This window comes from Micrococcus sp. KRD012, from assembly GCF_017168555.1.
In the GTDB taxonomy this organism is placed as follows: Bacteria; Actinomycetota; Actinomycetes; order Actinomycetales; family Micrococcaceae; genus Micrococcus; species Micrococcus luteus.
Genome location: NZ_JABFBB010000003.1, coordinates 296,481 through 320,735, shown reverse-complemented (window position 1 = coordinate 320,735; position 24,255 = coordinate 296,481). Strand labels below are relative to the sequence as shown.

19 protein-coding genes and 1 tRNA gene are annotated in these 24,255 nt (G+C 74.1%); 9 read left to right on the top strand and 11 right to left on the bottom strand.

The features are described from left to right. Window positions 1-7 precede the first annotated feature (7 nt). Entirely contained in the window at window positions 8-454 is a 447-nt protein-coding gene (locus J1M37_RS01890) for a Fur family transcriptional regulator (protein ID WP_036381728.1), read from the bottom strand. 111 nt (window positions 455-565) lie between these two features. Between J1M37_RS01890 and J1M37_RS01885 the strand changes: the two genes are divergently transcribed. Continuing rightward, window positions 566-1,693 carry a rhodanese-like domain-containing protein gene (locus J1M37_RS01885; RefSeq protein WP_206452012.1) on the top strand — a complete coding sequence of 376 codons (1,128 nt, stop codon included), beginning with the start codon at window positions 566-568 and terminating at the stop codon, window positions 1,691-1,693. 44 nt (window positions 1,694-1,737) lie between these two features. Beyond that, complete coding sequence (locus tag J1M37_RS01880; protein WP_036316605.1) at window positions 1,738-2,166, top strand: HIT family protein; 429 nt, start codon at window positions 1,738-1,740, stop codon at window positions 2,164-2,166. Window positions 2,167-2,190: 24 nt separating this feature from the next. Here the strand turns inward: J1M37_RS01880 and hrpA are convergent, their stop codons facing one another. Next, window positions 2,191-6,294 carry an ATP-dependent RNA helicase HrpA gene (gene hrpA, locus J1M37_RS01875; RefSeq protein ID WP_206452011.1) on the bottom strand — a complete coding sequence of 1,368 codons (4,104 nt, stop codon included), beginning with the start codon at window positions 6,292-6,294 and terminating at the stop codon, window positions 2,191-2,193. 108 nt (window positions 6,295-6,402) lie between these two features. Here hrpA and putP point away from each other — a divergent pair, with 108 nt between their 5' ends. Next, entirely contained in the window at window positions 6,403-8,037 is a 1,635-nt protein-coding gene (gene putP, locus J1M37_RS01870; RefSeq protein WP_206452010.1) for a sodium/proline symporter PutP, read from the top strand. A gap of 247 nt (window positions 8,038-8,284) precedes the next feature. Here the strand turns inward: putP and J1M37_RS01865 are convergent, their stop codons facing one another. The 7 genes from J1M37_RS01865 to J1M37_RS01835 all read right to left on the bottom strand — a co-directional run bounded on the left by J1M37_RS01865 (window position 8,285) and on the right by J1M37_RS01835 (window position 16,849). Then, window positions 8,285-9,700 carry an NAD-dependent succinate-semialdehyde dehydrogenase gene (locus tag J1M37_RS01865; RefSeq protein ID WP_206452009.1) on the bottom strand — a complete coding sequence of 472 codons (1,416 nt, stop codon included), beginning with the start codon at window positions 9,698-9,700 and terminating at the stop codon, window positions 8,285-8,287. Between the two features lie 63 nt (window positions 9,701-9,763). After that, window positions 9,764-10,513 carry a DNA-3-methyladenine glycosylase I gene (locus J1M37_RS01860; RefSeq protein WP_135039777.1) on the bottom strand — a complete coding sequence of 250 codons (750 nt, stop codon included), beginning with the start codon at window positions 10,511-10,513 and terminating at the stop codon, window positions 9,764-9,766. Between the two features lie 105 nt (window positions 10,514-10,618). Then, entirely contained in the window at window positions 10,619-11,290 is a 672-nt protein-coding gene (locus tag J1M37_RS01855; RefSeq protein WP_206452008.1) for an ABC transporter ATP-binding protein, read from the bottom strand. Next, window positions 11,290-12,426 carry a hypothetical protein gene (locus J1M37_RS01850; RefSeq protein ID WP_241250743.1) on the bottom strand — a complete coding sequence of 379 codons (1,137 nt, stop codon included), beginning with the start codon at window positions 12,424-12,426 and terminating at the stop codon, window positions 11,290-11,292. Before J1M37_RS01850 ends, J1M37_RS01855 begins: the two co-directional genes overlap by 1 nt. After that, on the bottom strand, window positions 12,423-13,343 hold the full coding sequence (locus J1M37_RS01845; RefSeq protein WP_206452007.1) for a hypothetical protein: 921 nt from the start codon (window positions 13,341-13,343) through the stop codon (window positions 12,423-12,425). Before J1M37_RS01845 ends, J1M37_RS01850 begins: the two co-directional genes overlap by 4 nt. 369 nt (window positions 13,344-13,712) lie before the next feature. After that, window positions 13,713-15,518, bottom strand: coding sequence for a phosphomethylpyrimidine synthase ThiC (thiC, locus tag J1M37_RS01840; protein ID WP_206452006.1), 1,806 nt, complete (start codon window positions 15,516-15,518; stop codon window positions 13,713-13,715). Between the two features lie 173 nt (window positions 15,519-15,691). Continuing rightward, entirely contained in the window at window positions 15,692-16,849 is a 1,158-nt protein-coding gene (locus tag J1M37_RS01835; protein WP_144824249.1) for a YkvI family membrane protein, read from the bottom strand. A 73-nt stretch (window positions 16,850-16,922) separates the two neighbouring features. On the opposite strand from J1M37_RS01835, the gene thiD reads away from it, so the two are divergent. Then, window positions 16,923-17,777 (top strand): bifunctional hydroxymethylpyrimidine kinase/phosphomethylpyrimidine kinase, encoded by an 855-nt coding sequence (thiD, locus tag J1M37_RS01830; RefSeq protein WP_069941950.1) that lies wholly within the window; start codon window positions 16,923-16,925, stop codon window positions 17,775-17,777. A gap of 196 nt (window positions 17,778-17,973) precedes the next feature. Here thiD and J1M37_RS01825 read toward each other — a convergent pair. Further along, a tRNA-Arg gene (locus J1M37_RS01825) sits at window positions 17,974-18,046 on the bottom strand. Between the two features lie 86 nt (window positions 18,047-18,132). Next, window positions 18,133-18,876, bottom strand: a complete 744-nt coding sequence (gene thiE, locus J1M37_RS01820; RefSeq protein WP_206452005.1) for a thiamine phosphate synthase — start codon at window positions 18,874-18,876, stop codon at window positions 18,133-18,135. Window positions 18,877-19,021: 145 nt separating this feature from the next. Here thiE and thiO point away from each other — a divergent pair, with 145 nt between their 5' ends. The 5 genes from thiO to argS all read left to right on the top strand — a co-directional run bounded on the left by thiO (window position 19,022) and on the right by argS (window position 24,230). Continuing rightward, window positions 19,022-20,191 carry a glycine oxidase ThiO gene (gene thiO, locus J1M37_RS01815; RefSeq protein WP_206452004.1) on the top strand — a complete coding sequence of 390 codons (1,170 nt, stop codon included), beginning with the start codon at window positions 19,022-19,024 and terminating at the stop codon, window positions 20,189-20,191. Further along, window positions 20,188-20,430: a sulfur carrier protein ThiS gene (thiS, locus tag J1M37_RS01810; RefSeq protein WP_036316587.1), complete on the top strand. Its 243-nt coding sequence runs from the start codon at window positions 20,188-20,190 to the stop codon at window positions 20,428-20,430. Before thiO ends, thiS begins: the two co-directional genes overlap by 4 nt. A 3-nt stretch (window positions 20,431-20,433) precedes the next feature. Beyond that, window positions 20,434-21,252: a thiazole synthase gene (locus J1M37_RS01805; protein ID WP_087114105.1), complete on the top strand. Its 819-nt coding sequence runs from the start codon at window positions 20,434-20,436 to the stop codon at window positions 21,250-21,252. Further along, the gene (gene moeB / locus J1M37_RS01800; protein ID WP_041105268.1) at window positions 21,249-22,445 is read left to right on the top strand and encodes a molybdopterin-synthase adenylyltransferase MoeB; all 1,197 of its coding nucleotides are present in this window, start codon (window positions 21,249-21,251) and stop codon (window positions 22,443-22,445) included. The genes J1M37_RS01805 and moeB overlap by 4 nt, the downstream gene beginning before the upstream one ends. A 114-nt stretch (window positions 22,446-22,559) precedes the next feature. Beyond that, window positions 22,560-24,230, top strand: a complete 1,671-nt coding sequence (gene argS, locus J1M37_RS01795; RefSeq protein ID WP_115165162.1) for an arginine--tRNA ligase — start codon at window positions 22,560-22,562, stop codon at window positions 24,228-24,230. Window positions 24,231-24,255 lie beyond the last annotated feature (25 nt).

Below are 24,255 nucleotides of genomic sequence, written 5' to 3'. Positions count from 1 at the left end.
CCCGGGGTCAGGCCGCGCGGGTGCGCCCCTCGGCCCGGCAGCGGGCACACACACCGGTGATCTCCACCGTGTGGTCCGCGTCCGTGAAGCCGTGCTCCGCGGCGACGGCGGTGGCCCATGCCTCGACGTGGGGGGCGGTGACCTCGACGGTGGTCCAGCAGATCCGGCACACCAGGTGGTGATGGTGGCCCTCGTCCTCGCACCGGCGGTACACGGACTCGCCGTCGTCGCGGCGGAGCATGTCCACGAGCCCGTCGTCGAGCTGCTGCTGCAGGGTCCGGTACACGGTGGCCAGCGAGACGCGTTCGCCCTGGTCCTGGAGGCGGGCATGGAGCTCCTGCGCGCTCACGAAGTCCGGGATGCGGTCCAGGGCTCGGTCGACGGCGGCCTTCTGCCGGGTCGCCCGGGGACGGGCGGCACGGGGGCTGGGCTCGGGGGCGCTCACGGTGCTCACGACTCCTTCTGCGGCGGCTGCCGCCTCCTCCGCGCGGTCCGGAACAGGTCCGCGCGGGCCATCCTCCAGGTTATCAGCGACGCCGAAGGGGGCGTGGAGTAGGGTGTCCGGGTGCACAGCGAGACCCCGGACCCATCCCCTGTCCCGGACCGCGACGGCGCCGCCCCCGATCGACCCGACCCGCTGATCGTCGTCGACGAGGGGCAGGGCCGCGTCGTCCCGGCGCCCACGGCGGCCCCGTCCTCGCCCCATGACGCCGGCGGCGACCCCGACGCGAACGCCGACGGCGTCGATCCCGAGGCTGCCGTGCCGCCCACCCTGGTGACGGTGGACGTGCTGGCCGGCTGGCTCGGCCTGGCCCCCGTCGAGGACCTGCCGCCGGTGCCCGAGGGCCCGGCCTACGCCCAGCCGGGACGATGCCGCCCGAACCGGGTGATCCTGCTCGACGTCCGGTTCCGGGCCACGGCGGGCGGGCCCGACCACGCCGCCTATCTCCAGGGCCATCTGCCGGGCGCCGTCTACGTCTCCCTGCCCAGCCAGCTCGCCGGCCACGCCGGCCCGGCGGCGGGGCGTCACCCCCTGCCGGACGCGCGCCAGTTCGCGGAGACCGTGCGGATGTGGGGGATCGACGAGGGCGACACCATCGTGGTCTACGACGACGACCACGGCCTGTCCGCCGCGCGCGCCTGGTGGCTGCTGCGCCACGCGGGGCTGCGGGACTCCATGCTCCTGGACGGCGGCCTCGAGGCGTGGCGCGCCGCGGGCCTGCCCCTGCAGCCCGGCGAGGTCATCCCGGTGCCCGGCACCGCCCGGCCGTCGTGGGGCCGCATGCCCGTCGTGGACACGGCCGGCGCGGAGGCGATGGCCTCCGGCGGTCTGCTCCTCGACGCGCGGGCGGCCGAGCGGTACCGCGGGGAGGTCGAGCCCTTCGACCCCGTGGCCGGTCACATCCCCGGGGCGCGGAACGTGTCCACGGCGGAGAGCATCGCCGAGGACGGCCGCCTGCGGCCCGCCGCGGAGCTGGCGGAGCGGTTCGACGCCGTCGGCGTGGACGACGCCACTCCCGTGGCCGTGTACTGCGGCTCGGGCATCACCGCGGCGCACGCCGTGCTCACCCTGGCCGTCGCGGGGCGACCCGGAGTGGCGCTCTACCCGGGTTCGTGGTCAGCATGGGTCCAGGACCCGTCCAACGCCGTCGCGGTCGGCCCCGAGCCCGACGGCGCGTCCGGCCGGGACTGACGAGCCCCGGGGCCCCGCCCCGCCGACCCCCAGGAGGACCCTTCATGGCCACCGTCTTCAGCAGGATCATCGCCGGCGAGCTGCCCGCCCGCTTCGTGTGGCAGGACCAGACGTGCGTCGCGTTCCTGTCCGCCGCGCCGCTCCAGCCGGGGCACGCGCTCGTGGTGCCCCGTGCGGAGGTGGACGAATGGGTGGAGGTCGACCCGGCGCTGGTCACGCACCTGACGACGGTCGCCCAGCAGATCGGCAAGGCGCAGGTGGCGGCGTTCTCCGCCCGCCGGGCCGGGCTCATGATCGCCGGCTATGAGATCCCGCACCTGCACGTGCACGTGTGGCCCTCCACCTCGCTGGCCGACTTCGACCTGGCCCGCGTGGACAACGCCCCCGATCCGGCGGACCTGGACGACGCCGCCGCCCGCCTCCGCGCGGCCCTGCGGGACCTGGGCCACGGCGAGGTCGTCCCGCAGGACTGACGGCCCGCGCCGCCCGGGCCCGGCTCAGGCGCGCGTGGCCCGGGCGAGCGCCTGACGCACCCGCTTCTCGGAGACCGAGACCGCCGTGCCCAGCTCCTGGGCGAAGAACGAGACGCGCAGCTCCTCGATGAGCCAGCGCACCCGCTCCAGCTCCGCGGGGACGGGCGTGCCCGCGAACCGGGCGCGATGGGCCGCGACGGCGGCGTCGAACTCGTCCTCGAGCCCCTGCACCACCGCCATGTGCTGCCCGTCGCGCTGCAGGTGGCCCCCGGCGTCCAGCCGGTCCAGGCGCGTCAGCATGCCCTGCAGGTAGCGCGGCAGGTGCTGCAGCCGCTCCCAGCCCGTGGCGGCCACGAAGCCGGGGAACACGAGCTGCTCGAGGTGTGCCTTCACGTCCGACAGCGCCGGTGCGAGGGCGAGCGAGACCGAGTCCTTGAGCCGGCGTCGCACCTGCGCGGCCCGGGAGAGCACCTGCTCCACCAGGGACGTGACGGCGAAGACCGTGTCGATCAGGTCGGCCCGCACCCGGTCGAACAGGGCGCGGAACGCGGCCTCGTCGAACGGCAGCTCGTCCCCGACGAGACGGTCCACGGCGGCCTGCGTGCAGTCCGCGACGAGGGAGTCCACCGAGCCGTGCGGGTTCTGGGTGAAGGTGAGCTTCTCCCTGTTGTCCAGGTGGTCCAGCACGTAGCGCTGAGGGCTGGGCAGGGTGGCCAGCAGCAGCCGGATCACCCCGGCCCGGTGCCAGGCCGCCTGGTCCTCCGCGGACCGGGCCACGGTCAGGCCGGCCGCGGGGCCGCCGTCGGGCGTGGTCTCGGGCACCAGGCTCGGGTAGCCCGTGATGGCGGGGCCGCGCGCCCCGGCCGCGGTGGAGACGGTCTTCGGCACCGTGCCGATGCTCCACGAGGTCAGCCCGTGCCGCTCCTCGAAGGCCGGCGTCGCGCCGGACCGCCCGGGGCCCTCCGGGCGACGGCGTCCCTCGGCCCCGGCCCGCGCGTCGGCCTGGGCACGGCCGCCGCGGCCCTTGCCGCGCGGCCCCGGCCGGGCCGAGGCGGGGTCGTCGGTGCCGGCGAGCCGGGCGGCGATCGCGGAGCGGTTGGCCTGCGCGAGCCGGGCCTGCAGCGCGGGCAGGTCCTGGCCGGCGCCCATCACGGCGCCGCGGGCGTCCACGACGCGGTAGTCCATCCGCAGGTGCAGGGGCACCGCGTCCGGGGCCCACAGTCCGGGCTCCACCACCACGCCGCGCACCCGACGCACGGCCGCGGACAGCGCCTCCGGCAGCTCGTCCCGCAGCGGGTCGGCGTGGGCCTCGAGGTCCGCCACGAGCTGCTGGGCCACGTCCGGGGCGGGCACGAGGTTCTTGCGCACCGCCTTGGGCAACGCCTTGATGAGGGCGGTGACGAGCTCGACCCGCAGGCCGGGGACCAGCCATGCGAAGGGACCGGGGGAGACCTGGTTGAGCAGCAGGATCGGCACGGCCACGGTCACGCCGTCGGTGCCGGCCGCGCCAGTCGGGTCGAACGTGTACTCGAGGTCGAGCTCCACGTCGCCGCCGGGCATCGGATACGCGAACGTGGTGGGGAACGCGTCGGTGTCCAGGTCCTCGGCGTCGGCGGTGAGCAGGGCGGCGACGTCGAGGTCCAGCAGGTCCGGCTGCTCCTGGCGCGCCTTCTTCCACCACGCGTCGAAGTGCCGCTCGGAGACGACGTTTCTCGGGATCCGCGCGTCGTAGAAGGCGAACAGGTCCTCGTCCCCGATCCGCAGGTCGCGGCGGCGCAGGCGCGTCTCGAGGGCGTCGACCTCCTCGAGCGCGGCCCGGTTGCGGGCGAAGAACCGGTGGCGCGTGCGCCAGTCGCCCTCCACGAGGGCGTGCCGGATGAACAGCTCGCGGGAGAGCTCCGGGTCGATGCGGCCGTACCGGACCGAGCGGTCCGGGATCAGGGTGACGCCGAACAGCGTCACCTTCTCGCGCGCGACGACGGAGCCCGCCCGCCGCGACCAGTGCGGCTCGTTGTAGGCCCGCTTGACGAGGTGGCCGGCGACCTCCTCGGCCCACTCCGGCTCGATCCGGGCCACCGTGCGCGCCCACAGCCGTGAGGTCTCCACGAGCTCGGCGGCCATGACGAACGGGTGGCGCTTCTTGAACAGGGCGGAGCCGGGGAACACGGCGAAGCGGGTGCCGCGGGCGCCCGCGTACTCGCGACGGCGCTCGTCGTAGGCGCCGATCTGCGCGAGCAGGCCGGTGAGCAGGGACTTGTGCACCGCCTCGTGCCGGCCCACCGGGTCCACGGGTCCGGCCTCGACGGTGAGGCCCACGTCCTTGGCGAGCTGGCGCAGCTGGCGCACCAGGTCCTGCCACTCCTGCACGCGCAGCCAGTTGATGTGCTCACGGCGGCACAGCTTCCGGAACTGGGAGCCGGAGAGCTCCTGCTGCCGTTCGCGCAGGTACGCCCACAGGTTCAGGATCGCGGAGAAGTCCGAGTTCTCGTCCGCGAACCGCCGGTGCAGCTCGTCCGCGGCCTCGCGCTGCTCCGTGGGGCGCTCGCGGGGGTCCTGGATGGTCAGGGCCGCGGCGATCACCATGACCTCCCGGACGCAGCCGCGCTCACCGGCCTCGAGGATCATGCGGCCCAGCCGCGGGTCCACCGGCAGACGGGCCAGGCGGCGTCCGACCCGGGTGATGGTGCCCGCGCGGGCGCCGCCGGCCTCGAGCGCCCCGAGCTCGGTGAGCGTGGTGGCGCCGTCGGTGACCTGACGGCCGTCCGGCGGCTGGACGAAGGGGAACTCCTTGACGTCGCCCGGGGTGCGGGCCACGCCGAGGGAGAGCATCTGCAGGATCACCGAGGCCAGGGAGGTGCGCAGGATCTCCGGGTCCGTGAACTCGGGGCGGGAGAGGTAGTCCTCCTCCGAGTACAGGCGGATCGCGATGCCGTCCGAGGTGCGGCCGGACCGGCCCGAGCGCTGGTTCGCGCTGGCCTGGGAGACACGCTCGATCGGCAGGCGCTGCACCTTGGTGCGGTTCGAGTACCGCGAGATGCGCGCGGTGCCCGTATCGATCACGTACTTGATGCCCGGCACGGTCAGGGAGGTCTCGGCGACGTTCGTGGCCAGCACGATCCGCCGGCGCACCCCGGCCCCGGCGCGGCCGAACACGCGGTGCTGCTCCGCCATGGACAGGCGGCCGAACAGCGGCAGGATCTCCGTGCCGGCCAGGCGCGTGGTGCCGGCGACGACGCCGGTCAGGTGGTCCGCGGCCTCGCGGATCTCCCGCTCGCCCGGCAGGAACACGAGGATGTCACCCGGCGGCTCGGCGGCCAGCTCGAGGACGGCGTCGCCGATCGCGTCGAGGGGGTCGCGGGTCTCGGCGGCGTCGTCCGCATCGTCCTCGGGGTCGTCGGGGGAGGGCTCGTCGGTCAGCGGCCGGTAGCGGATCTCGACGGGGTAGGTGCGCCCCGAGACCTCGATGATCGGCGCCGGGACCACGCGGCCGCCGTCGTCGGCCTCCACCGCGTCCGCATGGTCCTCGCCCGCGGCCAGCGGCCGGCCGAAGTGCCGGGCGAAGCGCTCCGGGTCGATGGTGGCCGAGGTGATGATCACCTTCAGGTCCGGGCGCTGGGGCAGCAGGTTGCGCAGGTAGCCCAGGAGGAAGTCGATGTTGAGGCTGCGCTCGTGGGCCTCGTCCACGATGATCACGGAGTAGCGGCGCAGCTGCGGGTCATGGGGGATCTCGGCCAGCAGGATGCCGTCCGTCATGACCTTGACCCGGGTGGCCTTCGAGGTCTGCGCCGTGAAGCGGACCTGGTAGCCGACCGTCTGCCCGATCTCCTCGCCCAGCTCCTGCGCGATGCGTTCGGCCACGGAGCGGGCGGCGATGCGCCGGGGCTGGGTGTGGCCGATCGAGCCGGCCTCCCCGAGCCCGAGGGCCAGGCACATCTTCGGCAGCTGCGTGGTCTTGCCCGAGCCGGTCTCGCCCGCGACGATCACCACCTGGTGGTCGCGGATCGCGGCCATGATCTCCTCACGGCGCTCCGCCACCGGCAGGTGTTCGGGGAACGTGATCGCGACGGCGTCGTGGGGCGTCGCCGACGGCTGCGCGGCGGGCGTGGAGGGCGGGGGAGTCTGCGTCATGACGGCCTCCATCCTAGGCGCGCGGGGGCCCGGGCCGACCCGGACGGGGCGAATCTGGGACGGACCTGGGACTGGGGCTGAGAGTCCGGATGTGATTCTCTGGAGCCCATGGACACGAACACCGTCTTCCTGTTGGCGGCGATCGGCCTCTATTTCCTCGCGATGATCGCGATCGGCCTGTACGCCTCCCGCAAGAACACCGACCTCGACGACTACATGCTCGCAGGACGCGACATGAAGCCGTCCGTCGCGGCGCTCTCCGCGGGTGCGTCCGACATGTCCGGCTGGCTCCTGATGGGCCTGCCCGGCGCGATCTACGCCGCGGGCCTGGTCGAGGGCTGGATGGCGGTCGGCCTGACCGTGGGCGCGTGGGTGAACTGGCGCGTGGTCGCCCCCCGCCTGCGCTCCTACACCGAGGTGGCCGGGAACTCGATCACGATCCCGTCCTTCCTCGAGAACCGATTCAAGGACCGCACGCACATCCTGCGGATCGTGGCCGGCCTGATCATCCTCGTGTTCTTCACCTTCTACGTGTCCTCGGGCATGGTGGCCGGCGGCAAGTTCGTCGAGTCCACCTTCGGCCCCGACTCCTTCTACGCCCAGGGCATCAGCATCAACTACCTCACCGGCATGCTCGTGGTCGCGGGCATCACGGTGCTCTACACCCTGTTCGGCGGCTTCCTCGGCGCCTCGCTGACGGACGTGGCCCAGGGCATCCTCATGTTCCTCTCCCTGCTGGCCGTCCCCATCGTCGTGATCCTGACCATGGGCGGCTGGGACGCCGTCGTCGAGGGCATCCGCGCCGCCGACGCCGCCGGCGGCGGAGTGAACCACTTCTCGATGTTCGAGAACGCAACGCTGATCGGCGTCCTGTCCTCCCTCGCCTGGGGCCTGGGCTACTTCGGCCAGCCGCACATCATCGTCCGCTTCATGGCCCTGCGCACCCCGCACGACGCGGCCGTCGCCCGGCGCGTCGGCATCGGCTGGATGGCGCTGTCCGTGTTCGGTGCCGTGATGGTGGCCCTCGTGGGCATCGCCTACTTCCAGGCCAACCCCGGCACCACGCTCGAGGACCCGGAGACCGTGTTCCTGGTGCTTGCCTCGATCATGTTCCACCCGTTCGTGGCCGGCCTGGTGCTGGCCGCCGTCCTCGCCGCGATCATGTCCACGCTCTCCTCGCAGCTGATCGTGTGCTCCTCCGCCCTGGTGGAGGACCTCTACATGCTGCGCGGGCGCACCGGTTCCCCGACGTTCACCCTGTGGCTCGGCCGCATCGGCGTGCTGGTGGTGGCGCTCGTGGCGGGGCTGCTCGCCCTCAACCCGGACTCCTCCGTGCTCGAGCTCGTCTCCTTCGCGTGGGCCGGCTTCGGCGCCGCCTTCGGCCCTGTGATCCTGCTCGCCCTGTACTGGCCGCGGTTCACCTCGTGGGGGGCGATGGCCGCCATGGTCACCGGCGCCGCCGTCGCCTGGGTGTGGTCCGAGGCCAGTGCCGAGACGTGGGAGTGGTTCGGCCTGTACGAGCTGCTGCCGGGCTTCGTCGCCGCCTTCGTGGTGGGTGTGGTGGTGTCCCTCGTGACCCAGCGCTCGCGCCGGGTGCAGCGGCGGATCGACGCCGAGTTCACCGGCGCGATCGACATCGTGGCCGGCCGCGAGCCGGACCCGGACGTGGCCCCGGCCGCCATGACGCGCGACGCCGCCGGGGGCTCGACCGCAGCCGCCACGGATCCGCGCGCGCAGGCGTGAGGCTCTTCCTCGCGATCCGTCCGCCGAGGGCCGTGCTCGACCACCTCGAGCCGGCCCTCGACGGCATCCGGGACCGGGCCGGGGGTCTGCCACCGCACGCTCTGGGTGGGCGGGCCCCGACGAACAGAGTGGTCACGACGTGCCGTCACCGGACTCCGGTGACGGCACGTCGTGACCACTCTGTGTGCGTCAGGCGGGCGACGGGGCGGCCGGAGCGGGAGACCCGCCCGGCCGACCCGGCCCCGGGTCAGCCCTCCAGGGGGCCCTGCACCGCGTACAGGCGCTTGTTGGCGAACTCGTCCACGGCCATGGGGCCGAGCTCGCGGCCGAAGCCCGAGCGCTTCACGCCGCCGAAGGGCAGGTTCGCGCCGGCGGCGGAGGCGAGGTTCACGTTCGCCATGCCCACCTCGAGCTGGTCGGCCACGCGCTTGGCCTCGTCCAGGTCCGTGGAGAAGACGGCGCCGCCGAGACCGTACTGGGAGTCGTTGGCCAGGGCCACGGCCTCCTCGGCCGAGGACACCTTGTAGACCACGGAGGCCATGCCGAACAGCTCCTGCGTGTAGGCGGGGTTCTCCTGGTCCACGTCCGTGATCACGGCCGGGGAGACGTAGAAGCCCTCGCCCTCGGGGCCGGAGACGCGCTCGCCGCCCACGTGGACGGTGGCGCCGGCCTCCTTGGCCGCGGCGATCTGCTCGGCGAGCCCGTCGGCCGCAGACTCGGAGGACAGCGGGCCGTAGACGTCGGCGTCGCGCGAGGTCGGGTCGCCGGGCTTCATCTCCGAGGAGCGCTGGACCAGCTCGTCCACGAAGTCGTCGTAGAGGTCCTCCATGACGATCATGCGCTTGTTCGAGTTGCAGGCCTGGCCCCAGTTGCCCATCCGGGTGGCCAGTGCGTCGCGGGCGGCGGCGCGGGCGTCCGGCGCGGAGAGCACGATGTACGGATCGGAGCCGCCGAGCTCGAGCACGACCTTCTTGAGGTGCCGGCCGGCCTGCTCGGCGACGGTGGCGCCGGCCCGCTCCGAACCGGTGAGGGACACGCCCTGCACGCGCGGATCGGCGATGATCGTGGAGATCTGGTCGTGGGTGGCGAACACGTTCTGGTACACGCCCTCCGGGAGCCCGGCTTCGGTGAAGAGCTCTTCCAGCAGCTGCGCCACCTGCGGGTTGATCTCGGCGTGCTTGAGCAGGATGGTGTTGCCCAGCACGAGGTTCGGCGCCACGAAACGGGCCACCTGGTACACCGGGAAGTTCCACGGCATGATCCCCAGCAGCGGGCCGAGCGGCAGCCGCTGGATGAACGCCTCCTGCCCGGAGAACTGCTTGATCGGCTGGTCCGCGAGCAGCTCCTCGGCCTCGTCCGCGTAGTACCCGAAGATCTGGGCGCTGTAGCGCACCTCGCCGACTGCCGCGCCGAGGGACTTGCCCATCTCCGTGGTGATCAGCGCGGCGATGTCCTTGGAGCGCTCGGCCAGCAGCTCGGAGATCCGCTTCACGACGGCGGCGCGCTCGGCCACCGACTTCCGGGACCACTGCTCGTAGGCGGCCTGCGAGGCGTCGAGGGCGTCGGCGATCTGCTGATCCGTGGCGTTGTCGAAGGACTTCAGCAGCTCCCCGGTGGCCGGGTTGATCGTGCGGTAGCCCTGAGAGGCGGAGGTGGTGGTCATCAGTCGTCACCCTTTCGTGTGGACGTCCTTTGTTGAGCTCCCCATCCTGCCGGAGGCCCCCGCTCACTCCCAGATCCCGGACGCCCCTCTTCGCCAGGAGCCGAGAAGGTGGGTGTCCACGATCCCGGCGGCCTCCATCAGGGCGAAGCACGTGGTCGGCCCCACGAATCGGCAGCCGTGCGCCTTCAGCGCCCTCGCGAGCGCGCGCGACTCGTCCGAGGTCGAGGGGACCTGCGCCACCGTCTCCGGCCGTGGGGTCGCGGCAGGCTGGTGCGCCCAGACCAGCCCCGGCAGACCGCGGACCGGCCGGTCGCCGTCGCCGTGCCAGGCGGGGCCCGCGCCGGGGGAGCCCGGGTGCAGCGGGGCGAACCGCTCGCCGCGCATCCCGACGACGGCTCGTGCGTTCGCGATCGCGGCCTCGATCTTGCGCCGGTTCCGGATGATGCCGGGGTCCGCCAGCAGCGCCTCGACCTCCGCGTCCCCGAACGCCGCGACGGCGTCCGGGTCGAAGCCCGCGAACACCTCCCAGAATTGCGGCCGCTTGGCCAGGACGGTCCGCCAGCTCAGGCCCGACTGGAACGCCTCGAGCACGAGGCGCTCGAACAGGCCCCGCTCGTCCGTGACGGGCAGGCCCCACTCCGTGTCGTAGTACTCCCGCAGCAGCGGATCCCGTGCCGCCCACGGCGGGCGGGCCCGCCCGTCCTCACCCACGACGACGCCACTCGGCGGCGCCTGTCGCCCGCCCGCCGGTGGGTCCTCGGCGAGGGTGGAGACGGGGACGGGGAGGCCGTCGTCGGCGTGGTGCGCGCTCATGCACCCGAGCCTAGGAGCGGCCCCGGACATCCGGAGCCGGAACGCGACGCCCGGGGACACAGCCCCGTCTGCGGACACCTGTGCAGGAGGCACGGCCAGACGTCGTCACTCGAGCCGCCCGGCCCGCAGCCGCCAGGTGTGGTCGCACCGGGCCGCCACGGCGGGGTCGTGCGTGACGACCACGATCGCCCGCCCCGGCTGGGACATGGAGCGGAAGAGCCCCATCACCTCGTCGGTGCGCTCCTCGTCCAGGGCGCCCGTCGGCTCGTCGGCGAGCAGCAGGGAGGGCCCCATGATCACGGCCCGGGCGATGGCCACGCGCTGGCGCTCGCCGCCGGAGAGCCGGCCGACGGGGTGGTGGAGACGGTCTCCGAGCCCGAGGCGCGTCAGAAGCTCGGCGGCCATGGTGCGGCGCTCCCGCTTCGAGGTGCGCGGCCGCGCGTAGAGCAGCGGCAGGGCCGCGTTGTCCACGGCGGTCGCCCGATCGATGAGCAGATGGTCCTGGAGCACGATGCCGCACGTCCGGTTCCGGTAGGCGTCGCCGTCGGACGACCACGGTGCCGGCAGGCTCCGCCCGGCCACACGGATGCTCCCGGCGTCCGGTGTGTCAAGGCAGGCGAGGAGCCGCAGCAGGGTCGACTTGCCGGACCCGGAGGGTCCCATGATCGCGTGGACGCCGCCCCCGGGGACCTGGAGCGAGACGCCGCGGAGCACGGGGACATCCCCGGCGGGGCCGCGGTAGGAGCGGTGTACGTCGTGCACGGTGAGCAGGGACATCACACGGTCCTTTCGACGAGTGCCGCCGTGCGGACGGCCCGGTGCAGCCGGCGGAGGGGATGACGGGTGCACGCAGCGGCGATCGCCAAGACGACCGCCAGCCCGACCACGACGACGGCAGGCGCCGGACGCAGTCCGCCCGCTTCCGAGGCGATGCCGAGGCCGAGCAACGATCCGAGCACGGCCGGAATGCCCCATACCGCGGCCACGGATGTGGCGATCCGGAGCCGGATCAGTCGTCTGGGCGCCCCGACCGTCAGGTGCGCCAGCCACGTGGGCGTGAGTCGACGGGTCATGGTCGTCAGGAGGCTCACCACCGTCACGACGGCGCTGGCAAGCCCGGCGGTGTAGGCGGTGACCATGAGCGCGGCACCGCGGGCTTCTCGGGCGATCGGAGACCTGGCCGAGGCGATCGGGGCCAACTCGGCGACCACGCCCGTCTCGTCCTCGAGGACGTCGAGTGCCGCTCTCACCTCGGAGGCCGCGTCCTGGCGTGCCACGACGGAACCGTAGACCGCCGCGAGCTGGGCCGGTTCGATCAGGCCGGCCATGGTCGTCGTGCTGGTGACGATGACGGGCGACTCACCCAGGGGCCAGAGGGATCCGTCGGCCCGCGGCGCGGCCGCGTCCCCGGGGAGTGGGCCGGCATAGCTGTGGGGTGTGGACCCCACGTACACGGTGCCGCCCGGTGCCCCGGAGGTGATCGCGGCGGGAGCGAAGTACACACCCTCGGCGGGACTGACGGCAGCAGCGGCGCCGAACTCCCGGGCCAGACCAGGCGTGGCGATGATCGCCCCCTGCAGCCGGGGGTCCTCGATTCCGATGGCGTCCGTCACGAGGAAGGCACGGGGGTCGACTCCGTCGACATGGGCGGCGAACGCCCGGGAGACGGTGTCGACGGCGCGGGGGTGGAGGTCGGTCGTGACGGCGGGGTCCAGGATCCTGGTTGCCACCAGGTCCGACGACTCGGCGTCCTCGAGCACCTCGAGCGCCGTGGTCACTCCGCCGGCGACGCCCAGGGCCAGTCCGAACACGACCGACGCCACGGTCGTGTGCAGCAGGGACAGGAACAGCAGTCCGGGCGTGTCGAACAGGTCGCGGAGGCCGTCCGCAACGGCCCGCATGGCTGCCGTCATGCGTGTGCCCTTCGGACCCAGAGGGTGGACAGGGTCGTGCCGAGGATGAGGATGGCGTCCACGACGAGCACGGCGGACCAGAGGAGAGCGGTGTCCCCCGTGAGCCCGATCTCCGCGTCCCACCGGGGCCATGCCACGAGCCAGACTCCGCCGGCACTCGCGGCGGCGGTCGTCCAGGCGAGCATGGCGGGCCGGACACCGAGCCGGGCCGCTCGCAGTGGGGAGGCACCGACGAGGCGGTGCGAGGTGACGGCAGGGAGCAGTCGACTGCGCAGGGTCGTGCGCCAGACGACCTGTGCGCCCAGCAGGGCGAAGCCGGCGATCACGGCGAGCAGGGGCACGTGGACACTGCGTCGCATCGCTGCCTCCCACGGCGGCGGGAGCGGGACGACGTCGACGACGACACCGGCCCGCCGCAGCGATTGGACGAGCTCGTCGACCTGGGCCGGTGAGCCGCCGATCACGCCGGCAAGGGACGAACTGTCGGTGGAGAGGAACGGGACCAGGAGGTCTGCTTCGGTGGCGCGATCCGGCGCGGAGGAGAGGTCTCGGACGACGACCCGATCGACGTCCGGCCAGCTCAGTTCGCCCGCAGCGGCACGTGCGGCGAAGGGGGAGGTGCTGGGGACGATCGCGGTCGGGGCGACGCCATCCGGGAGCACGTCCAGGGCAGGTCGGCCGGCGAGGGCCGTCACGTGGGGGCTCGTGGACGTGGCCGCAGAGCCGGAGTCCGGTCCCGTCAGCGACGTCCGGATCATGGGCCAGGCCTCGCCAGCGGGGAATGCCGAGATCTCGTACACCGTGCCGTCCATGCGCCAGCGGTCCTCCTTCTCCACCCCGACGTAGGACGCGAGGAGCGCTGCTGTTCCGAGCGTGATCAGGAGAAGGAGGAATCTCGAGACGAGCATCCGGGTCATCACGGCTGGCCCGAGGAGAGCTGAGCGGCTGGATGATGCCTCACCTGGGAAGTGCCCCTGGGGTGCGGACCGGCGGGGTCATGTCGACTTTCACGTCATATTCCCTCCACGCAATTCCTGTGGGCGAATGGGACACGCATCACAGGGGCCTGCCGGAATAGTGAGCCCAGTGTGTGTGAGTCAAGAGGCATCACCACTCGATCGACCACCGAGCGCACTGCCCCGTCCGTGGGGCCGCGCCTTCGCCGTCCCGGAGGGCCTTGTCCTGGCGATCGCGTCATGACCCGGTGGCGGTCCTCAGGTCATGACGCGATCGTCAGGTGGCGCAGGGGCGGGCCATCCCGCCCCACCTCACCCCGCGTCCCGGCCTCAGGCGTCCGAGGCGGTGCGGATCGTCGGCTCGGGCAGGTACACGGACCCGCCGGCGGCCCGGAACTCCGCGGACTTCGCGGCCATGCCGGCCTCGGCGATCCGCGCCTGCTCGGACGCGCCGCCGAACTCGCTGCGGATGTCCTGGCTGATGCGCATGGAGCAGAACTTCGGCCCGCACATCGAGCAGAAGTGGGCGGTCTTGGCGGGCTCGGCCGGCAGCGTCTCGTCGTGGTACTCCTCGGCGAGCTGCGGGTCCAGGCCGAGGCCGAACTGGTCGCGCCAGCGGAACTCGAAGCGCGCCTTGGACAGCGCGTCATCGCGGTCGCGGGCGCCGGGGTGGCCCTTGGCGACGTCGGCGGCGTGCGCGGCGATCTTGTAGGTGATCACGCCCGTCTTCACGTCGTCCCGGTCCGGCAGGCCCAGGTGCTCCTTGGGCGTGACATAGCAGAGCATCGCGGTGCCGTAGCGGGCGATCTCGGTGGCGCCGATGGCCGAGGTGATGTGGTCGTACGCCGGGGCGATGTCCGTGACGAGGGGGCCGAGCGTGTAGAACGGGGCGCCCTTGCACAGCTCCTGCTGGCGCTCCACGTTCTCCCGCACCAGGTGCAGCGGGATGTGGCCGGGGCCCTCCACCATGACCTGGACGTCGTACGCCCACGCCCGCTCCGTCAGCTCGGCGAGCGTGTCGAGCTCGGCGAACTGGGCGGCGTCGTTGGCGTCCGCCACGGAGCCCGGCCGCAGGCCGTCGCCCAGGGAGAACGCGACGTCGTAGCGCGCGAAGATCTCGCAGAGCTCGTCGTAGTTCTCGTAGAGGAAGTTCTCCTTGTGGTGGCCCAGGCACCAGCCGGCCATGATCGAGCCGCCGCGGGAGACGATGCCGGTCACGCGGTCCGCGGACAGCGGCACGTGGCGCAGCAGCACGCCGGCGTGCACGGTCATGTAGTCCACGCCCTGCTCGCACTGCTCGATCACGGTGTCGCGGAAGATCTCCCAGGTCAGGGCCTGGTGGTCGCCGCCGACCTTCTCGAGGGCCTGGTAGATCGGCACGGTGCCGATCGGCACGGGGGAGTTGCGCAGGATCCACTCGCGGGTGGTGTGGATGTCGTCGCCCGTGGACAGGTCCATCACGGTGTCCGCGCCCCAGCGGGTGGCCCACTGCAGCTTCGAGACCTCCTCGGCGATCGACGACGTCACCGCCGAGTTGCCGATGTTCGCGTTGACCTTCACGGCGAACGCCTTGCCGATGATCATCGGCTCCGACTCGGGGTGGTTCACGTTCGCGGGGATGATGGCGCGGCCGGCCGCGACCTCGGAGCGCACCAGCTCCACGTCCACGCCCTCGCGCAGGGCGACGTAGCGCATCTCCGGGGTGATCTCGCCGCGCCGGGCGTAGTGCATCTGGGTGACGCGCGCGCCCTCCTTGGCGCGCAGCGGGGGGCGGCGCTCGCCGGCCCACTCCTGTGAGGCGGCGCCGCGGCGCACGGCCGAGCGGCCGTCGTCGAGCAGGTCGCGCTCGCGGCCCTCGTACTCCTCGACGTCGCCGCGGGCGCGGATCCACTCGGCGCGCTGGGCGGGCAGGCCGCGCTCGGGCACGGAGCCCGGGCCCATGGTGCGGTAGACGGTCAGGGGCGGGTTGGGCGTGCCGTCGGGGGAGTCGTCCTGGTGGACCTCGGTGACGGGCACGCGGATGCCGTGCTCGGCGTCCTCGAGCCAGCCCAGACGGTGCGTGGGGTAGTTCTCCTCGGCGACGACCTCGGCCGTCGACTCGGCTGCGGGCAGGGGGGTGCGCTCGGAAACGGACATGGCCGCGGCTCCTTCTTCCTTCGCCGGAATGACCCGGACAGGTTCAGACGGTCTCCGGGCGGCGTCAGCCCGGTCTCAGCCCCGTGCCGTGGGGCTCCCGTGGGATGCGAGCGACCCTAGCACGTCCCCCGCGGGGTCTCACCGCCGCCGGCAGCGGCCATGCGGCGGGGCGCTCAGGCGCGCGCCGCGCGGGCCGCCCGGCGGCGCACCGTGGTGCGCTCGACGATCCACGTCACGACCAGCATCACGATGATGACGAGGCCGGCGTAGCCGAGGACGGGGTAGACGGTGCCCACGAGGTCGGAGAAGCCGACGCTCGAGAGCAGGGTGGCGGCCAGGGCCGTGACGACGGCGATGACCCAGCCCGGCACGCGGCGCATCGAGGACAGCAGGGCGATGCGCTCCACCCCGCCGTACAGGCACGAGACCGCCGTCGTGAACTGCGCCAGCAGCAGGACAACCGTGTACAGCAGGGCGGCCCAGCCGCCGATCATCGCGGCCAGCTCGACCATGGGCAGCTCGGCGCGGCCGATGAGCTGGGCGTGGGCGGTCATCGCGGCCATCACCGCGCCGGCCATCACCACGAGGCCCAGGGCCCCGAGCCCGGCCCCGGCGACGAGGGAGCGGCCCGACGAGGAGCTCTCCTCGCCGATCGGGGCGAGCACCGCGTAGGCCAGCTGGATGTTGAAGGCCACGTACAGCACGCCCGAGAGCCACCACTGGTTGATCAGCGGGGACGAGGTCACGAGCGCGGCGACGTCGTCCACCGCGGCCCCCGGGTTCGCCAACCCCCACACCGCGACGCCGACGGCGACCACGATGATCAGGGGGACCACCACGGCCTGGACGCGCACGAGGCCCGTGATGCCGGCCAGCACCGAGACCACGCAGACGGCGGCCATCACCAGCGAGCCCACGAGCGAGGGCAGCCCGAACGCGGTGTGCACCGCCGCCCCGGCCCCGGCCAGCATGATCACCAGCGTCCCCAGCAGGGACGTGGTGATGCACAGGTCCGCGAACCAGGTGGGCACGCGCGACGTCGTGGGGTTCACGATCCGGTGGATGTCCGTGGTCCGCAGCTTCTGCGCCAGCCGCAGCACGATCACCGCGAGCAGGAAGAACAGCGCGCCGGCGATCACGAGCGCCCCCGTGCCGCCCCAGAGGCCGAAGCTCACGAAGTACTGCAGGATCTCGTTGCCCGAGGCGTACCCGGCGCCGATGGTGGTGCCGATGAACGTGGCGGCGATCCCGAGCGGGGAGGTCGGCCGCAGCGGCGCCGACTCCTCGGCTCGGCCGGGGTGCGCGGGAGAGCTCTCTGTGACGTGGGACATGCGACTACATTCTCATGGGCGGGATCGGCCCGGCCCGGGCGGCCGATCCGCCCCGACCCGAAGGAGCCCCCGCATGACCTCCGCCGTCCCCCGTGTGCTCAGCATCGCCGGCTCCGACTCCGGCGGCGGCGCCGGTGTCCAGGCCGACCTGAAGACCATCGCCGCGTGGGGCGGCTACGGGATGACCGCGATCACCGCGATCACCGCCCAGAACACGCAGGGCGTGCAGGCCGTCCACCCGCTGCCGGTGGACGTGGTGCGCGCCCAGCTCGACTCGGTCGCCGCCGACATCGCCGTGGACGCCGTGAAGATCGGCATGCTCGGCACGGTGGAGCTCATGCGGGCCGTCGCCGGCTGGCTCGAGGAGACCCGGCCCGCCGTCGTCGTGCTGGACCCGGTCATGGTGGCCTCGAGCGGGGACGCCCTCACCGCGGTGGGCGACGACGACGGGCGCGCCGCGTGGGCCCGGCTGCTGCGGGTGGCGCACCTGGTGACACCCAACCTGCCCGAGCTGGCCCGGCTGACCGGGCGGGACGCGACGGACTGGGACGCCGCCCTCGACGCGGCGCGGGGCCTGGCCGCCGAGCACGGGGTGACGGTGCTGCTCAAGGGCGGGCACCTGGACGAGACCGAGGCGCCCGAGGCCGCAGCGGCGGAGGTGCCGGACGCCGTCGTGCGCGTGGGCGGGGCCGTGCACGAGGTGCGCGGCCCGCGCGTGACGACCCGCGCCTCGCACGGCACCGGCTGCACCCTCTCCTCGGCCCTGGCCACGCTGGCCGGGGCGGGCCTGAGCTGGGAGGACGCACTCGAGCGGGCCAAGCCGTGGCTGGCCGACGCGATGCGGGCGGGGGAGGCGCTCGCGGTCGGGGACGCCTCGCGGCCGACGTGGCACGGGCCCGTCGACCACGGTCATGCGCAGCGGGGCTGAGGGCGGGACCTCCGGGCTTCGACACGTTCGAGGCGGGAAATCCGGCGAATACGCACCTCGGGACGTCCCATGAGGTCGATTTCCCGCCTCGAATGCCGGTGACCCGGACCTCCCGCTCCGCTCGAGCGTCCGGGTCCGCAGAACGCAGAAGAGCCGGACCACCGTGTCGCCACGGGGGTCCGGCTCTGTTCGCTCGTGCCCCCGGCAGGATTCGAACCTGCGGCCTTCTGCTCCGGAGGCAGACGCTCTATCCCCTGAGCTACGGAGGCGGGGGTCGCGACGCGTCGAGCGCGTTGCGGACTCGTCGACTCTACACCATCAGGACGGCCCGTCCGTGACCTCCCCGCGGGGCGCGTCAGCCGGGCAGGCCCGCGCGCAGGGTCCGGGCCGCGGCCTCGGGGTCCTCGGCCTGCGTCACGGCGCGGACCACCACGATCCGTTCCGCCCCGGCCGCGCGGACCTCGGGCAGCCGGTCCGCGTCGACGCCGCCGATGGCGAACCACGGCCGCGCCCCCGCCGGGTCCTCGGCGTCCAGGCGTCCGGCGAGGGAGGGCAGCTCCAGTCCGACGGCGGCCCGGCCCGGCTTCGTGGGCGTCGCCCACACCGGTCCCGTGCAGAAGTAGTCCAGGCCGTCCTCCGCGCGGGCGGCGCGCACCTGCGCCTCGGTGTGGCATGAGCGGCCGAGCACCACGTCCGGGCCCAGCAGGGCGCGGCACTGCGCGGTGGTCAGGTCGGTCTGGCCCGTGTGGAACACGTCCACCCCGGCCAGGGCGGCGACGTCGGCGCGATCGTTGGCGGCCGAGAGCGCCCCATGCTCCCGGGCCAGCGGGACGAGCACGGCGAACGCGGCCAGCTCGACCGCCACGTCCACGGCCTTGTCCCGCACCTGGATCAGGTCCACTCCGCCGCGGAACGCCGCCGCGCAGAAGTGAGCGAACGCGGCCGTGTCGAGCGTGCCGTCCGGGCGCAGGAACCGCTGCAGGTCGGTGCAGACGTACAGCCGGGAGGCGGCGAGGCGGGCGCGGCGGCCCGCGCCGGGGCCGGTGCCGCCGTCGTCGTGGCCGGCCGCGGTCATCAGGAGCGGATCGGGGGAGTGCATGCGCCCACTGTGGCAGACTGGCCGGAGTTCCATGGGAGCCCGGGCCGCACACGCCGGGCTGAGAGGGCCGCAGGGGCGCACCGCGCCGGCGCGGCCGACCATCACCACTCGATGCGGGTCATGCCGCCGTGAGGAGGACCGGTCCGTGCACGTGGCCGTCGTCGGGGCCGGGATCATCGGCCTCACCGCCGCCGTGCGTCTGCGCGCCGCAGGCCACGCCGTCACCCTGATCGCCCCCGAGCTGGACGCCGCCGGGCGCCCGCACGCCGTGGCCGGGGCCACCCACGCCGCGGCGGGGATGCTCGCGCCGCTCGCCGAGACCCAGTTCAGCCAGGACGACCTCGCCCCGCTGCTGCAGGCCGGCTGGGAGGCCTACCCGGCCCTCGTGGACCTGCTCGCCGCCTTCACCGACGTCGAGACGGGCTTCCTCGCACAGGGCGCCTGGATCGTGGCCGCGGACCCCTCGGACGCCCGCGCGTGGGACCACGTGCTCGAGCACGCCTCGATCCTCGGTCGCCGGGTCGAGCCCGTCTCCGTCCGCGCGCTGCGCCGCGCCGAGCCCGCCCTGGCCCCCGGCCTGGCCGCCGGCTTCGACGCCCCGGACGACCATCAGGTGGACCCGCGACGGCTCGCCGCCGCCTGCGTCGCCGCCCTGCGCGCCGAGACCGGACCCGACGGCGGCCCGCTCCCGGCCGGTGCCGGACCCGCCGCCCGATTCGTGGCCGGACGCGTCACCGCCGCCGACCCGGAGGGCGAGGGAGTGCGCCTCACGCTCTCCGACGGGGGCGTCCTCACCGCCGACGGTGCGGTCCTCGCCGCGGGCCTGGGCCACCGCGGGATCGGCGGCGCGGCCACCGCCGTCGAGGTCCCGCTGCGACCCGTCCACGGCGACGTGCTGCGCCTGCGGGTGCGCCCCGAACAGCTGCTGCCGGGGGAGTCGCACCTGATCACCCGCACCGTCCGCGGCCTCGTCCACGGGCGCCAGGTCTACCTCGTGCCCCGCGCGGACGGCACCCTCGTGGTCGGCGCCTCGGCCCGCGAGGACGGCCTGGCCGGCACCTCCGCCGGGGCCGTGCTGGACCTGCTCGCCGACGCCGCCGCGATCCTGCCCGCCGTCCGCGAGTGCGAGCTCGTCGAGATCACCACCGCCGCCCGCCCCGGCACCCCCGACGACGCCCCGCGCGTGCTCGCCGTGCCCGAGGCCCCGGGCGCCGTCGTCGCCACCGGCTTCCACCGTCACGGGATCCTGCTCGCCCCCTGGGCGGCCGGGCGGATCCTCGAGCTGCTGGACGCCCGCCTGAAGGAGATCGCATGAGCACCCTCACCCTGACCCTCAACGGAGAGCCCGCCGAGCTGGCCGTGGCCACCGTCCGCGACGTCGTCGCGCACGTCACCGGGCGCGCGATCGGCGACGACGGCGCCGCCGCGGACGGGCGGCGGCTCGGCGTGGCCGTGGCGGTCGGCGGCGAGGTCGTGCCCCGGTCGGCCTGGGCCACCCGGGCGCTGGCCGCCGGGGACGAGGTCGACGTCGTCACCGCGGTGCAGGGGGGCTGAGCGATGGCCGAGCACCGCACCCCGCCCGCCGCCCCCGCGATCCCGCCGCTGCGGATCGGCGGCTACGACCTGGCCTCCCGGCTCATCATGGGCACGGGCGGCATCACCGACCTCACCGCGCTCGAGGGCGCCCTCGTCGCCTCCGGCACCACGCTCACCACCGTGGCACTGCGCCGCTGGTCCGCGGACACCCGTGACGGCCTGGTCGCGCTGTTGGACCGCCTCGGCATCGACGTGCTGCCCAACACCGCCGGATGCTACACCGCCCGAGACGCCGTGCTCACCGCCCGGCTCGGCCGGGAGGCGCTCGAGACCGACCTCGTGAAGGTCGAGGTCATCGCCGACGAGCGCACCCTGCTGCCCGACGTCGTCGAGACCCTCGAGGCCACCGAGCTGCTCGCCGCCGACGGCTTCACCGTCCTGGCCTACACCTCGGACGACCCCGCGATGGCGCTGCGCCTCGAGCAGGCCGGCGCCGCCGCCGTCATGCCGCTGGGCTCGCCGATCGGCTCGGGGCTGGGCATCCTCAACCGCGCACACCTGGAGCTGATCGTCTCCCGCGCCTCCGTGCCGATCGTGCTCGACGCCGGCGTGGGCACCGCCTCGGACGTCGCCCTGGCGATGGAGGCCGGCTGCGACGCCGTGCTCGCCGCCTCGGCGATCACGCGCGCCGCCGAGCCCGCCCGCATGGCCCACGCGTGCCGGCTCGCGCTCGAGGCGGGCTTCCACGCCCGCCGTGCCGGGCGCATCCCGCGCCGCGAGCACGCCCTGGCCTCCTCGCCGATGGCCGGGCGGGTCACGGCCGAGGAGGACGAGCGGTGACCGCCGCCCTGGACCCCGCCGCCCGCGAGCCCCGCGACCTCACCGCGCTGTCCGACACCCAGCTGGAGCGCTTCGCCCGCCACCTGAGCCTGGACGGCTTCGGCCCCGAGGCCCAGCTGGCGCTGCTGCGCTCCCGCGTCCTCGTGGTCGGCGCCGGCGGCCTCGGGGCGCCCGTGCTGACCTACCTCGCCGCCGCGGGCGTGGGGGAGGTCCACGTGATCGACGACGACATGGTGGACCGCTCCAACCTGCACCGCCAGGTGATCCACGCCGAGGCGGACCTCGGCCGCCCCAAGACCGCCTCCGCCGCCGCGACGATGCGCGGCCTGCACCCCGAGGTGCGCGTGGTCGAGCACCGCGAACGCCTGACCGCGGCCAACGCGCTCGAACGGGTCGGCGCCGTGGACCTCGTGCTCGACGGCACGGACAACTACGCGACCCGCTACCTCGTGGCCGACGCGTGCGAGATCGCGGGCGTGCCCGTGGTGTGGGGCGCGATCCTGCGGTTCGCGGGGCAGGTGAGCGTGTTCGCCCCGGGCGGGCCGCTGTACCGGGACGTGTTCCCGGAGCGGCCCGAACCCGGCGAGGTGCCCTCGTGCGCGCAGGCCGGAGTGCTCGGGGTGCTGCCCGGGATCATCGGCTCCCTCATGGCGGCCGAGGCGATCAAGCTGCTCTCCGGGGTGGGTGAGCCCCTGGTCGGGCGGCTGCTCTCCGTGGACGCCCTGACGATGCGCTTCCGTGAGCTGCGGCTCGTGCCCGACCCCGAGCGGACCCCCGTGACGGACCTGTCCGCCCACGCGGACCAGGCCCCCCGCCCGGACGACGCCGGCGCCCCCGGCTCGGCGGAGGCGTGCGGCGCCGCGGGCGGGGAGATCGCCCCCGCCGCGCTGGCCGCCCTGCTCGCCGACCCCGCCCGGGCCGCGTCCCTCACCCTGCTCGACGTCCGCGAGGACTGGGAGCGCCGCCTGCGCCGGGTCGAGGCCCCCGCGACGGTGGCCGATCGGCACGTCCCGCTCGAGGCCGTCCTCGCGGAGCCGGCGGCCCTCGCGCCCGGGCAGGACCGCGTCCTGGTGGTCTACTGCGCCGCCGGAGCCCGGTCGGCCCGGGCGCGGGACGCCGTCGTCGGGGCCGACCCGAGCGCCGGCGGGCGCGTCCTGTCCCTCGCCGGCGGCCTCGCCGCCTGGCCCGCCTGACCCCCACCCCGACGAACCCTGCGAGATGGCCCCCACCGCGGGCCGGAGGGGGCCATCTCGCAGGGTTCGTTCGCACGCGCACGGGCGCGGCGGCCCTTCCGTAGACTTGCGCGGGTGAAGCCCGAAGACCTCTCCGCCCTGCTGTCCGCTGTCCTCACCGACGCCGTCGATGCCGGTGACCTCCCCGCCGCGCTGCGGGAGGAGATCACCCCCGCGCGCGTGAAGGTGGAGCGACCCCGCAGCCGCGAGCACGGCGACTGGGCCACCAACGTCGCCCTCCAGCTGGGCAAGAAGGCCGGGATGGCCCCGCGCGACCTCGCCGGGCTCGTAGCCGAGCGCCTGACCGACAAGCCGGGCATCGCCGCCGTCGACGTCGCCGGCCCCGGCTTTCTCAACGTCACCCTGGACGCGGCCTCGGCCGGCGCCCTGGCCCGCGAGATCGTCGAGGCCGGCCCGGAGTACGGCCGCAACGACGCCCTGGCCGGGCACACCGTGAACATGGAGTTCGTCTCCGCCAACCCCACCGGTCCGCTGCACATCGGACACACCCGCTGGGCCGCGCTGGGCGACGCGATCGCCCGCCTCCTGCGCGCCTCCGGCGCGGACGTCACCGCCGAGTACTACGTCAACGACGCCGGCAACCAGATGAACGTGTTCGCCGACTCGGTCCTCGCCCGCCTGCACGGCCGTGACGTCCCCGCGGGCGGCTACCCGGGCGCGTACGTGCAGGAGCTGGCCGACGCCGTCGCCCTCGAGCACCCGGACGTGCGCGAGCTGACGGACGAGGCCGCCCGCCCGGTGGTCCGCGAGGCCGCGTACCGGCTCCAGATGCAGGACATCAAGGACACGCTCGCCGCCTTCGACGTGCACTTCGACGTGTTCACCTCGGAGCAGACGCTCCACGACTCCGGCGCGATCGAACAGGCCGTGCAGCGGCTGCGCGAACAGGGCCACATCGAGGACCGCGAGGGCGCCGTGTGGCTCAAGACCACCGACTTCGGCGACGACAAGGACCGCGTGCTCATCCGCGCCAACGGCGAGCCCACCTACTTCGCCGCCGACGCCGCCTACTACCTCCACAAGCGCGACCGCGGCTTCGAGGAGAAGGTGTACCTGCTCGGCGCCGACCACCACGGCTACGTGAACCGCCTCAAGGCGATCGCCGCCGCCGCCGGCGACGACCCGGCGACGAACATCGAGATCCTCATCGGCCAGCTCATCTCGGTCAACGGCGCGAAGCTCTCCAAGCGCGCCGGCAACATCATCGAGCTCAAGGACCTCGTGGAGTGGCTCGGCCGCGACGCCCTGCGCTACGACCTGGCCCGCTACCCCGCGGACTCGCCCCTGACGATCGACCCCGAGCTGCTGCGCTCCGCCACGAACGACAACCCCGTCTACTACGTGCAGTACGCCCACGCCCGCGCCTCGGGCGCGGCGCGCACCGCGCAGGCCCACGGCGTGGACCGCTCCGAGTTCGACGCCGCCCTGCTCACCCACGCCACCGAGTCGGAGCTGCTGGCCCAGCTGGCGGAGTTCCCGGCCGTCGTCGGCGCGGCGGCGCGCCTGCGCGAGCCGCACCGCGTGGCCCGCCACCTCGAGGTGATCGCCGGGGCCTACCACTCGTGGTACGCCGCCTGCCGCATCGTGCCCATGCCCACCGACGACGGCACGCCGCGTCCCGTCGAGACCCTCAACCGCACCCGCCTGTGGCTCAACGACGCCACCGCCCAGGTGCTGGCCAACGGTCTCGGCCTGCTCGGCGTGACCGCCCCGGAGAAGATGTGAGCGCCCGGATGACGACGCCGCAGCC

Excerpts from the sequence above, each read along its gene's own strand:
- J1M37_RS01880 (WP_036316605.1), top strand. The coding sequence starts at position 1,738 with ATGGCCACCGTCTTCAGCAGGATCATCGCCGGCGAGCTGCCCGCCCGC.
- hrpA (WP_206452011.1), bottom strand. The coding sequence starts at position 6,294 with ATGACGCAGACTCCCCCGCCCTCCACGCCCGCCGCGCAGCCGTCGGCG.
- putP (WP_206452010.1), top strand. The coding sequence starts at position 6,403 with ATGGACACGAACACCGTCTTCCTGTTGGCGGCGATCGGCCTCTATTTC.
- J1M37_RS01865 (WP_206452009.1), bottom strand. The coding sequence starts at position 9,700 with ATGACCACCACCTCCGCCTCTCAGGGCTACCGCACGATCAACCCGGCC.
- J1M37_RS01860 (WP_135039777.1), bottom strand. The coding sequence starts at position 10,513 with ATGAGCGCGCACCACGCCGACGACGGCCTCCCCGTCCCCGTCTCCACC.
- J1M37_RS01855 (WP_206452008.1), bottom strand. The coding sequence starts at position 11,290 with ATGTCCCTGCTCACCGTGCACGACGTACACCGCTCCTACCGCGGCCCC.
- J1M37_RS01850 (WP_241250743.1), bottom strand. The coding sequence starts at position 12,426 with ATGACGGCAGCCATGCGGGCCGTTGCGGACGGCCTCCGCGACCTGTTC.
- J1M37_RS01845 (WP_206452007.1), bottom strand. The coding sequence starts at position 13,343 with ATGACCCGGATGCTCGTCTCGAGATTCCTCCTTCTCCTGATCACGCTC.
- thiC (WP_206452006.1), bottom strand. The coding sequence starts at position 15,518 with ATGTCCGTTTCCGAGCGCACCCCCCTGCCCGCAGCCGAGTCGACGGCC.
- J1M37_RS01835 (WP_144824249.1), bottom strand. The coding sequence starts at position 16,849 with ATGTCCCACGTCACAGAGAGCTCTCCCGCGCACCCCGGCCGAGCCGAG.
- thiD (WP_069941950.1), top strand. The coding sequence starts at position 16,923 with ATGACCTCCGCCGTCCCCCGTGTGCTCAGCATCGCCGGCTCCGACTCC.
- thiE (WP_206452005.1), bottom strand. The coding sequence starts at position 18,876 with ATGCACTCCCCCGATCCGCTCCTGATGACCGCGGCCGGCCACGACGAC.
- thiS (WP_036316587.1), top strand. The coding sequence starts at position 20,188 with ATGAGCACCCTCACCCTGACCCTCAACGGAGAGCCCGCCGAGCTGGCC.
- J1M37_RS01805 (WP_087114105.1), top strand. The coding sequence starts at position 20,434 with ATGGCCGAGCACCGCACCCCGCCCGCCGCCCCCGCGATCCCGCCGCTG.